At 40.0% G+C, this 12,202-nt stretch carries 7 protein-coding genes and 1 pseudogene; 7 read left to right on the forward strand and 1 reads right to left on the reverse strand.

What is annotated here, in order from left to right; genetic code table 11:
* The first annotated feature begins 134 nt into the window (after window positions 1–134).
* The 3 genes and pseudogenes from H4O18_RS12740 (at window position 135) to H4O18_RS12750 (ending at window position 5,284) form a co-directional block, all read left to right on the forward strand.
* Window positions 135–1,000 (forward strand): annotated as a pseudogene (locus tag H4O18_RS12740) (cation diffusion facilitator family transporter).
* A gap of 142 nt (window positions 1,001–1,142) precedes the next feature.
* A complete protein-coding gene (gene purL, locus H4O18_RS12745; RefSeq protein ID WP_187585160.1) occupies window positions 1,143–4,829 on the forward strand; it encodes a phosphoribosylformylglycinamidine synthase in 3,687 nt (1,228 codons plus the stop codon).
* 2 nt (window positions 4,830–4,831) lie between these two features.
* Window positions 4,832–5,284: a GNAT family N-acetyltransferase gene (locus H4O18_RS12750; RefSeq protein WP_187585162.1), complete on the forward strand. Its 453-nt coding sequence runs from the start codon at window positions 4,832–4,834 to the stop codon at window positions 5,282–5,284.
* 135 nt (window positions 5,285–5,419) lie between these two features.
* Here H4O18_RS12750 and H4O18_RS12755 read toward each other — a convergent pair whose 3' ends face one another.
* Entirely contained in the window at window positions 5,420–6,529 is a 1,110-nt protein-coding gene (locus tag H4O18_RS12755; protein ID WP_187585164.1) for a glycoside hydrolase family protein, read from the reverse strand.
* 457 nt (window positions 6,530–6,986) lie between these two features.
* Here H4O18_RS12755 and H4O18_RS12760 point away from each other — a divergent pair, with 457 nt between their 5' ends.
* From H4O18_RS12760 to H4O18_RS12775, 4 genes are all read left to right on the forward strand, one after another.
* On the forward strand, window positions 6,987–8,759 hold the full coding sequence (locus H4O18_RS12760; RefSeq protein WP_187585166.1) for an AMP-dependent synthetase/ligase: 1,773 nt from the start codon (window positions 6,987–6,989) through the stop codon (window positions 8,757–8,759).
* Between the two features lie 137 nt (window positions 8,760–8,896).
* Window positions 8,897–9,331 carry a MarR family winged helix-turn-helix transcriptional regulator gene (locus H4O18_RS12765; RefSeq protein ID WP_187585168.1) on the forward strand — a complete coding sequence of 145 codons (435 nt, stop codon included), beginning with the start codon at window positions 8,897–8,899 and terminating at the stop codon, window positions 9,329–9,331.
* A gap of 30 nt (window positions 9,332–9,361) precedes the next feature.
* Entirely contained in the window at window positions 9,362–11,752 is a 2,391-nt protein-coding gene (locus H4O18_RS12770; RefSeq protein WP_187585170.1) for a 3-hydroxyacyl-CoA dehydrogenase/enoyl-CoA hydratase family protein, read from the forward strand.
* A gap of 35 nt (window positions 11,753–11,787) precedes the next feature.
* Window positions 11,788–12,168 carry a four helix bundle protein gene (locus H4O18_RS12775; RefSeq protein WP_187585172.1) on the forward strand — a complete coding sequence of 127 codons (381 nt, stop codon included), beginning with the start codon at window positions 11,788–11,790 and terminating at the stop codon, window positions 12,166–12,168.
* Window positions 12,169–12,202: the final 34 nt, after the last annotated feature.

The raw sequence follows: 12,202 nt of genomic DNA on the forward strand, positions 1-12,202 counted from the left end.
CCTAATGAAAAATGAAAGTTTTGGAATCTATTCGGAACAACATAAACACTAGTAAAATACAATTATAGATTCGCCTCCCGAAAAAGCTACATATCTTTATTACCTTTAAATTTTTTATCCAGTTTAGGAATAGCATGAACAACGAGGAGTCGGCCATAAGAACCACATATTTCAGCATAGCTGGAAATATAGTCCTGGCAGTAATCAAAGGCCTTGCAGGATTTTTTGGCAATTCCTATGCGTTGATCGCAGACGCCATTGAATCCACTACTGATATTTTTTCCTCGCTACTGGTCTTGTTTGGACTTAAATATGCAAAAAGACCCGCAGATGAAAACCATCCTTACGGTCATGGTAAAATTGAACCCTTGATTACTTTTTTGGTGGTTGGTTTTTTAATTACCTCGGCTACCATAATAGCCTATGAAAGCATTATGAACATATTAACCCCTCACAAAACACCAAAGTCCTGGACCCTATTGGTCTTGGGGGGAATTATTTTATGGAAGGAGATTTCGTATAGGGTTGTATTGAAAAAAGTATCCAAACCAATAGCTCCTCCCTAAAGGCAGATGCTTGGCATCATAGAAGTGATGCCATTACTTCGGTAATGGCGTTTATTGGGATTTCCATAGCATTGATTTTTGGTAAAGGTTATGAAACTGCCGATGATTGGGCTGCGTTGGCCGCCTCCTTTTTTATTTTCTACAATGGCTATCTTATTTTTAGACCTGCCCTTGGCGAAATAATGGACGAACATTTATATGACGACCTCATTGATGAGATTCGGCAAGTTTCCCTGAAAGTTGACGGCATTTTAGGAACTGAAAAATGTTTTATAAGAAAGGCGGGTACCAAATATCACGTAGACCTACATGCCATGGTAAACGGAAGTATCACAGTAAAGGAAGGTCATGATCTGTCCCATAAACTCAAAGATAGACTTAGAACTGAAATCCCCAACATTGGACACGTTTTGATCCATATAGAGCCCAAATAAAAATTGAGCCGTTCTGCACTACAGAATAGTCCTCGCTTAGAAATTAACAATTGTCCACTAAAACTGTTAACTATTCTACTGAAAAATTACACATTAAAACCGTAAATTTGCAGCTTTATAATCCATACAATTTACATATTAGATGATTCATTTCTTTGGAGACCTTAGCACTAAGATATTTGCGGTACAGACCAAAAGCGACCTATCCCAAGAAGATAGTGTAAAACTTACGTGGTTGTTTGGCAACCAACCTAGGTTAAACGCGGCGTCAATAGACGCCTTTTTTGTTGGTCCCAGGGCAGCCATGATTACACCATGGAGCACAAACGCTACAGAAATAACTCAAAATATGGGTATTTCTGGAATTATAAGAATTGAGGAATTTATGGCTGTAGACAAAGATGATAAAAGCTTTGACCCCATGCTTTCACAAAAATACAATGGCCTGTCTCAGGATATTTTTAAGATTGATGTGTTGCCCGCCCCTATTTTGGAAATTGAGGATATTGCCAAATATAATGAACAGGAAGGGTTGGCCTTAAGTGAAGAAGAAGTATCCTACCTTCAAGAAGTCTCCCAAAAAATTGGCCGAAAACTTACAGATTCGGAAGTATTCGGTTTTAGCCAAGTAAATTCAGAGCACTGTAGACACAAAATTTTCAACGGCACTTTTGTAATAGATGGAATGGAAAAACCATCATCGCTGTTTAAACTTATTAAAAAAACGTCACTAGAACACCCCGGGGGCATTGTCTCGGCCTATAAGGATAATGTAGCCTTTCTTAAAGGGCCAAAAGTGGTTCAGTTTGCACCCAAAAGTGCTGACAAGCCAGATTATTACGAGGAAAAACCTTTTGAATCTGTAATATCCTTAAAAGCGGAAACCCATAATTTCCCAACCACTGTAGAACCTTTTAATGGAGCTGCTACAGGGGCCGGAGGTGAAATTAGGGACCGATTGGCAGGTGGAAAGGGTTCCTTACCCTTGGCGGGAACTGCGGTTTACATGACCGCCTATTCCCGATTGGAAGAAAACAGACCTTGGGAAAAGGGCATGAAGGAAAGGAACTGGTTGTACCAGACCCCAATGGATATTTTAATAAAAGCATCCAACGGAGCTTCTGATTTTGGAAACAAATTTGGGCAACCTTTAATTGCCGGTTCGGTACTTACTTTTGAACATGATGAGGCCGCTGAATCTTCAGCAAATGGACAAGGCAGAAAGTTGGGTTACGATAAAGTGATTATGCAGGCCGGAGGTATTGGTTATGGCAAAGCGGAACAGGCATTAAAGGACATACCAAAAACCGGTGATAAAATTGTAATCCTTGGAGGTGACAACTATCGGATTGGCATGGGAGGTGCCGCAGTATCCAGTGCCGATACGGGCGAATTTGGGGCGACTATAGAACTCAACGCCATTCAGAGGTCCAATCCAGAAATGCAAAAAAGAGCTGCCAATGCCATTCGAGGTATGGTAGAAAGTGATCATAACCCTATTGTTTCAATACACGACCATGGTGCAGGAGGACATTTAAATTGTCTGTCCGAATTGGTGGAAGAAACCGGAGGAAAAATAGATTTGGATAAACTGCCCATAGGAGACCCTACCCTATCGGCCAAAGAAACCATTGGGAACGAATCCCAAGAACGTATGGGACTGGTAATCGGGAAAAAGGATGTGGACATGCTGCACCGAATCGCGGATCGGGAACGTTCACCCATGTATGAGGTTGGTGATGTTACTGGCGACAATCGGTTTACCTTCAAATCTGCCACTACAGGAGAAAGTCCAATGGACTTGGAGCTATCCGATATGTTTGGGAGTTCCCCAAAAACGGTAATGAACGATTCCACATTAACTCGAAAATATAAGGCCCCATCCTATTCTTTGGAACACTTCCACGATTATTTGGACCAAGTCCTGCAATTGGAAGCCGTGGCCTCCAAAGACTGGCTTACCAATAAGGTGGACCGTTGTGTAGGTGGTAAGGTGGCCAAACAGCAATGCGCTGGTCCTTTACAGTTGCCCTTGAACAACTGTGGTGTTATGGCATTGGATTATAAAGGAAAGGAAGGAATAGCCACATCTATAGGCCACTCCCCTATTTCTGGATTAATAGACCCTTCTGCCGGAAGCAAAAATAGTATTGCCGAAGCCTTGACCAATATTGTGTGGGCACCCTTAAAAGACGGTTTGGACTCAGTTTCTCTTTCGGCCAACTGGATGTGGCCCTGTAAAAATCCTGGTGAAGACGCCAGACTTTATGAGGCGGTAGAGGCTATTTCGGATTTCGCCGTTGCATTGGGAATCAATGTTCCTACTGGAAAGGATTCCCTGTCCATGAAACAACGCTATAAAGATGCAGAAGTTATATCTCCAGGTACCGTAATCATTTCGGCCGCAGGAAACTGTACCGATATTGGCAAAGTGGTAGAACCGGTTTTAGAAAAAAATGGAGGCGATATCTATTACATTAATCTTTCAAAAGATACCTATAAACTGGGAGGATCTTCATTTGCCCAAATTTTGAATACCATAGGTGATGAGGCACCAACAATAAACGATGCGGATAATTTTAAGTCCGTATTCAATACACTTCAAGGTTTGATCCTTGACGGTAAGATTCTGGCCGGGCATGATGTAGCTTCGGGCGGCCTGATTACAACCCTTCTGGAACTTTGTTTTGCCGACCTGGATTTAGGTGCCAATTTGGACCTGACTTCAATAGGCGAGGCAGATACCATAAAATTATTGTTTTCTGAAAACGCAGGAATCGTTTTTCAGGTCAAGGATAGTTCAGTAGAAAAGGAATTGGCCGATGCAGGAATTGATTTTCACAAAATTGGATCCGTAAGCCAAGCAGCTACCTTGACCATTAAAAATCAAGGGATGGAAATGGGATTAAACATTAATTCCCTGCGAGATACCTGGTTTAAAACTTCCTACCTTCTAGATAAAAGACAAACTGCCAACAACCTGGCCCAAGAAAGATACAGCAATTATAAAAATCAACCCTTAACTTATACCTTCCCTGCACATTTTGATGGCAAGCTGCCATCTAAGGCAACTTCTCGTCCAAAAGCGGCGATTCTACGAGAAAAAGGTAGTAATTCCGAGCGCGAAATGGCCAATGCCATGTTCCTTGCCGGTTTTGATGTTAAGGATGTACACATGACCGACTTGATTTCCGGAAGGGAGACCTTGGAAGATATACAATTTATAGGGGCTGTTGGAGGTTTCTCAAACTCGGACGTTCTGGGCAGTGCAAAAGGTTGGGCAGGTGCCTTTAAATACAACGAAAAAGCGAATACCGCCCTAAAGAATTTCTTTGCCAGACCTGATACCCTTTCCATTGGTATTTGTAACGGTTGTCAGTTATTCATGGAACTGGAATTGATCAATCCTGAGCATCAGGAACATGGAAAAATGACCTATAATGATTCCCACAAACACGAAAGTGGATTTACTTCAGTAGCTGTTCAAAAAAACAATTCCGTAATGCTTTCAACTTTGGAAGGAGCCAATTTAGGAGTTTGGATATCCCATGGTGAAGGGAAATTTAAATTGCCGCTTTCCAAGGATAATTACAATATTGTGGCAAGCTATGGCTATGAAGGCTATCCTGCCAATCCTAACGGTAGCGATTTTAATACCGCAATGTTATGTGACACCACAGGCAGACATTTGGTAACCATGCCGCATATAGAACGCTCTATTTTCCAGTGGAATTGGGCACATTATCCAGCAGGAAGAAAAGATGAGGTTTCCCCTTGGCTTGAAGCGTTTATAAATGCCAGGAAATGGCTGGAAGTGAATAATGGATAATCATGATTTTTAGAAGAGCTACCAAGGAAGACCTGCCGGCAATAATAAAAATGATTGCCAATGATGCCTTGGGCAGTCTACGTGAGAATTATCAAGACCCCCTTCCAAAGGAATACTATAGCGCGTTTGATCGTATCGATGGGGATAAAAATCAGCAGCTTATGGTTATCGTGAATTCCGAAGGCCAAGTTATTGCTACCTTTCAATTGAGTTTCCTGCAGTACCTTACCTATGTTGGAGGTATACGTTGCCTTGTAGAAAATGTCCATGTTCGGGAAGATCAAACTGGTATGGGAATTGGCAAACAAATGTTCCAATGGATTATTCAAAGAGCCAAGGAAAAAGGAGTTCATTTGGTGCAATTAACCTCTAACAAGCAGCGGCCGAACACCATCAGATTTTATGAAAAATTGGGGTTCAAAGCTACCCACGAAGGATTAAAACTACACCTGTAATTCCACAAATAAAAAATCCCTTGGAAAGAAGTTGGATAAAGTTGCACTTTGAGCAATTTTGACCTCAACCCCCTTCCAAGGGATTTACTATTAAAAAACAATGGTGTCACCGCCTAGCGATGTTCCTACATCTCTTTATTTTTTGGAATAATCAGCATGAATGGCCTTGTCAAAGGCTTCCCAATGTTCGGGCTTCATTCTTTCCGGTGTAAAAAGGCAAATCCCTGCGGCACCGTTCTCCATTGATGTTCTAATTGCTGTCTCAATTTCAGACGGTAACAACCCGTGATTTTCAGGGTCATTTTCCTTTGTTTTATTTTCAGGGTTAGGACAAATAAAAAGTCCACTGTAAATAGGTTTTTCTCCCTTAACGGATGCTACCTCTTCCTTGGTTATCTCCCCTACCCATTCAGGACTCTCTAAATAGAAATCGTTATAATTCATGGGATAGAAGGCGTCCAAATTCCATTTGTTCCATTCCTGTCTCACCATTTTCATAGCATTGCTTGGACCTGGAAAAACCGCAGCATTTATCTCTTTACCTTTTTCATGGACCACCTTGGCCAAACGATTTACGATATTAGTTATTAAATCATATCTAAATTGCTTCCATTCCTGAACCTGGGAAGGGTCTTCAACCTCCTTTATATCTATTCCGGATTTCTCCTTAAAATCCCCTACACATTTATCACAGTAGCAGTAATCGGCTATAGGATATTCCTCGTTCATCACCAGTCCATATTTATCCCAAAGACCTTCCGCTAAAATTACATCCGGAAAACGGATATAATCCAAATGTATTCCGTCAACTTCTTCCACGGCAGCAATATTTCCATATAATTCCGACAAAAAGTTAAATGAACCCTCCTTATTAGGACACAAAAATTTATAATATGAAACGTAGGCAGGTTTATCAAAAGCCGAATCTCCATTTCTGTTTATGGCATAAAGATCTTTGGGCAATTTTGGATTATCCCCTTGCACCATGGTCGGTACCCAAGTGTGGAATTCCATTCCAGCATCTTTTACCAATTTACCTACCCGCTTATACGTTTCCGGATTATGTCCGCCATTGTACATAAGTCCATCAATACCTTTCTCTTTATAGTTCTTAAAGGTTGCCATAAGTTCTTGATCAGTGGCCTCTCCAGGTCCACCCGTCCATGCATATACAGGAATCTTGGTTTTTTCGGCACAGGAAATCATAGTAAAAATAACCACTGCCGTTACAAAAAGCTTTTTCATTGATTTAGTTTATTTGTTATTAAAAATTTAATGTAATGCACATTTAAGCACTTTGGTTACCCTAAAAAATGCCGAAACGCTGATCTTCTAATATTGTATTAAGGACTGAACTTAATCATTTTGTAATTTCCAACCTATAAATCTTAGCTAAGTAACCTCGGAAATAATACAAACAACATTATTCTACCCCAAAAATAATTCGGCCCACATATACTTGAATAAATGTCCATTATCAACATAAATCCCCGATGGGCATAAAATTGATTAAAAATTATAAATATTTCTATCTTAAAACATTTCGATTGCAAGGATGCTACCTATATAAACATTGCCACAAGCTTACCTATTTAAGCGCATAAAATGCGGACTCAATAATTATTTTACATTTTTTATACGAATGTCATTTTAAAATACCGTTCCCTTTTCTTAATTTGCGAATACGAACAGCAAATAAAATATGCAAGAAATCACCCGCCTTTTTGATTTTCCTTATTACCAATTAAAGAAATTCAATTTAAAAAAATCACTGGTCACTAAGTATAATGGAGAATGGGTAGCAACATCCACCCAGGAATATATAGACAAGGCAAATGCCATAAGCAGGGCTTTGTTGCGACTTGGTGTAAAACCCAACGATAAAATTGCCCTAATTTCCATGGCCAATAGAACCGAATGGAATATTATGGACATAGGAATTCTGCAATTAGGGGCACAAAACGTTCCTATATACCCTACCATATCGGAAGATGATTATGAATATGTCCTAAATCATTCAGAGGCCAAATACGTCTTTGTTTCCTGTGAGGAGGTTTTTAACAAGGTTAATGCGGTTAAGGCAAATACTCCACATTTAAAAGATGTATACTCTTTTGATGTTCTGGGTAATTGTAAAAATTGGAGTGAAATTCTTGAGTTGGGCGCGGACACCTCCAATCAAAAGGAAGTTGTAAAGCTAAAGGACATGGTTAAGCCGCATGACTTGGCCACTTTGATTTATACTTCGGGAACTACCGGTAGACCAAAAGGGGTTATGTTAACACATGATAACGTGGTTAGTAATTCCATTGCAAGTTCCAAACGTTTACCCATAGATTATGGCAATACTACTTGCTTAAGCTTTTTACCCGTATGTCATATTTACGAAAGAATGATGATGTATTTGTATCAATACGCTGGCGTCACCATCTATTTTGCCGAGTCCATGGATAAGATAAGTGATAACCTAAAGGAGTGTTCTCCCCATGTTATGACCGCTGTTCCCAGATTATTGGAAAAAGTTTACGACAAAATCATCGCCAAGGGAACAGAACTTACCGGCATAAAAAAGAAATTATTTTTCTGGGCCGTTGAGGTTGGTCTACAATACGAACCTTATGGACAAAATGGTTGGTGGTACGAAAAGAAATTAGCCCTAGCCAGAAAATTAATATTCAGTAAGTGGAAAGCAGGTCTGGGAGGAAATCTTTCATTAATAGCATCGGGTAGCGCCGCGTTGCAGCCTCGTTTGGCACGAATTTTCAATGCTGCTGAATTTGGAGTCATGGAGGGTTATGGCCTTACGGAAACTTCCCCTGTGGTTTCGGTTAACGATATGAGGAATGGTGGATTTAGAATTGGCACCGTTGGAAAACTTTTGGAAAATACCGAGGTGAAAATCGCAGAAGACGGCGAGATTTGTGTTAAAGGTCCACAAGTAATGTTAGGTTATTACAAGGATGCCGAAAAAACAGCCGAGGTCATAAAGGATGGATATTTTCATACCGGCGATATAGGCGAGATTGATGCAGATGGGTTTCTCAAGATTACGGACAGGAAGAAAGAAATGTTCAAAACCTCGGGAGGTAAATACGTTGCCCCGCAGTTATTGGAGAACAGATTTAAGCAATCGAGATTTATAGAACAAATAATGGTCGTCGGTGAAGGGGAAAAAATGCCCGCAGCCTTAATTCAGCCCGATTTCGAATTTGTGCGTAACTGGGCGAAAATTCATAATGTGGAAGTTGGTGATAACCAAAAAATGGTTAAAAATGAAAAAGTAATTGCCAGATTCCAGGAGGAAGTGGATTCGGCCAATGAAAGTTTTGCCAAATGGGAAAAGGTTAAACAATTTAGACTTACACCGGATATCTGGAGTATAGATGGAGGTCACCTTACCCCTACTATGAAATTAAAACGTAAAATTGTCAAGGAAAAATATATCGACCTATATAATGACATCTACGAGCATTAATAGGATTTCTATATCCTAATTTATTAACAGCTTCTATTATTAGAGGCTGTTTTTATTTTCAAACTACATATTTTTTTGAAAATATATTATGCATGCATAATATATTTTCATATCTTTGGAAGAACCAACAACTCAACATGAAAGACTTAACGATAGATTATACGCTGCGGGCAACTTGGCAAGCGGTGACAAAGATGTATAATGAAGAGGCAAGAAAATTTGAAAGTACCATGGCCGTAGGGTTTACCTTATTGAGCATAGACCCCAAAACCGGTACACCTTCAACGGCTCTAGGCCCAAAAATGGGCATGGAGGCAACAAGTCTTTCCCGTATATTAAAAAGTATGGAGGAAAAGGGCCTAATAGAACGTAGACCCAACCCCAACGATGGCAGGGGCGTATTAATACATCTCACGGCTTTTGGCTTGGAAAAGAGAAAGGACTCAAAGGACGTTGTACTTCGTTTTAACGAAGTGGTAAGAAATCATGTACCCATGGAAAAATTGGATACCTTTTTTGAGGTAGCTGAGGTCATCAACAAATTAATAGCTGAAAAGAAAATTTATACATAACATTAAAACCTAATTAACACGTTTTTATTGATGAACAAACACATTAAAAAAGTAGCAGTTATTGGTTCAGGTATAATGGGAAGTGGTATTGCCTGTCATTTTGCCAATATTGGGGTGGAAGTATTGCTTTTGGATATTGTCCCTAGGGAACTTAACGACAAGGAAAAGGCAAAAGGACTTACGCTAAAGGATAAAGTGGTAAGAAATAGGTTGGTAAACGAATCATTGGTGGCTGCGCTAAAATCCAAACCCTCCCCTATTTACCATCAAAAATTTGCCCAAAGAATTTCAACTGGGAATCTTGAAGACGATATTGCCAAAGTAGGACAGGTAGATTGGATCATAGAGGTGGTCGTAGAACGTTTGGATATAAAGAAAATAGTTTTCGAAAATCTGGATAAGCACAGAAAACCTGGTACTTTAATTACTTCCAACACATCGGGTATTCCCATAAAGTTTATGAGTGAGGGAAGAAGCGAGGATTTCCAAAAACATTTCTGTGGAACCCACTTTTTTAACCCTGCCAGATATTTAAAACTTTTTGAAATAATCCCAGGACCAAAAACTTCTCCAGAAGTGCTGGACTTTTTAAATGGTTATGGTGAACAATTTTTAGGCAAGACTTCGGTGATTGCCAAAGATACTCCCGCATTTATTGGTAATAGAATAGGGACTTTCAGCATTATGAGTTTGTTCCATGCCGTAAAGGAATTGGACCTTACCGTAGAAGAAATTGACAAACTTTCCGGACCTGTAATAGGCAGACCAAAATCGGCCACCTTCCGAACGGTTGATGTCGTAGGCTTGGACACTCTTGTACATGTGGCCAATGGTATTGCCGAAAACTGTAAGGACGATGAAAGAAGGGAGCAATTTATACTTCCCGATTTTATTGGAAAAATGATGGAAAACAAATGGTTCGGAAGTAAGACCGGCCAAGGATTTTATAAAAAAGAAGGTAGGGAAATATTGGCGTTGGACTTAAATTCCATGGAATACCGACCTAGCAAAAAGGCTAGTTTTGCCACCCTTGAACTCACCAAGTCCATAGAAAATGTAATTGATCGCTTCAAGGTATTGGTAACGGGAAAGGATAAGGCCGGTGCTTTTTACAGAAAGAGTTTTTCTTCATTATTTGAATATGCCTCCAATAGGATTCCAGAAATAACCGGAGAGTTATATAAAATAGATGACGCCATGAAGGCTGGTTTTGCCTGGGGGCATGGTCCGTTTCAAATTTGGGACGCAATAGGCGTTGAAAAGGGAATTGAAATGATGAAGGCCGAAGGCTTTACGCCTGCCTCTTGGGTTACCGAGATGCTTGCCACTGGGAATAAAACCTTCTATACCATTAAAGACGGGGCATCCTATTATTATGATATCCCTAAAAAGGCCATGGAAAAAATACCAGGTCAAGATTCCTTTATCATATTGGATAATATTAGAAAATCCAATGAGGTATGGAAAAACTCAGGTGTTGTAGTAGAAGATTTGGGTGATGGTATATTGAATGTGGAATTTCAATCCAAAATGAATACCATCGGAGGTGATGTTTTGGCCGGCTTAAACAAGGCCATCGATTTGGCAGAAAAGGATTTTCAAGGTCTTGTAGTGGGCAACCAAGCCCCTAACTTCTCCGTTGGAGCCAATATTGGAATGATTTTTATGATGGCCGTGGAACAGGAATACGATGAGCTTAATATGGCCATTAAGATGTTCCAGGATACCATGATGCGTATGCGCTATTCTGCAATTCCCACAATTTCTGCCCCACACGGAATGGCTTTGGGCGGGGGTTGCGAATTATCCCTGCACGCAGATATGGTGGTTGCAGCGGCAGAAACCTATATGGGATTGGTAGAATTTGGTGTTGGGGTAATACCAGGTGGTGGTGGTTCCAAAGAAATGACTTTAAGAGCCTCGGATACCTTTAGAAAAAATGATGTGGAACTTAATGTCCTTCAAGAATATTTCATGACCATTGGAATGGCAAAAGTATCAACCTCCGCATACGAGGCCTTTGATATGGGAGTACTTGAAAAGGGAAAGGATATAGTAGTCGTAAACAAGGATAGACAGATTGCGACCGCAAAAGGCTACGCCAAACTAATGGCAGAGCAAGGCTATACCCAACCACCAAAGCGTAAAGACGTTAAGGTTTTGGGAAAACAAGCTCTGGGAATGTTTTTGGTAGGCACGGATGCCATGGAAGACAGTAATTATATAAGCGAACATGACCACAAGATTGCCAACAAATTGGCCTATGTAATGGCTGGGGGCGACTTGTCGGAGCCAACGCTGGTTACGGAGCAATATCTATTGGATCTGGAAAGGGAAGCTTTCTTATCCCTATGCACGGAAAGGAAAACCTTGGAGAGGATACAACACATGCTGAAGACAGGAAAGCCGTTGCGAAATTAAAATGATAGACGATTAGACCCTAGAGACTAGACCAAATGGGACGACATAATTTTAAGAAATTGAAAATATGGCAAGAGGGAATGAAACTTGTAAGTGAAAACTTTAAACTGACAAAAACATATCCAGATTTTGAAAGGTTTAATTTAATCAGTCAAATGAACAGATGCGCAGTTTCCATTCCATCAAATATTTCTGAAGGTTCAAGTAAAAGTACAAATAGGCATTTCATAATATATTTAGAGAATAGCCTGGGGTCAGCATTTGAATGGGAAACTCAATTAATTGTTTCTCATAATGAAAATTATTTAGACAAAGAAAAGTTCGAAGAACTTGAAAATAAAATTTTACAAATTCAAAAAATGATTGCCTCCTTTATCGATAATCTAGGTAATCAAAGTCTAGACTCTAGAATCTAGCAGTCTAAACTCTCATTGTCAAAACAAAAATAGA

The sequence above is a fragment of the Arenibacter arenosicollis genome, assembly GCF_014397245.1.
Lineage (GTDB): Bacteria > Bacteroidota > Bacteroidia > Flavobacteriales > Flavobacteriaceae > Arenibacter > Arenibacter arenosicollis.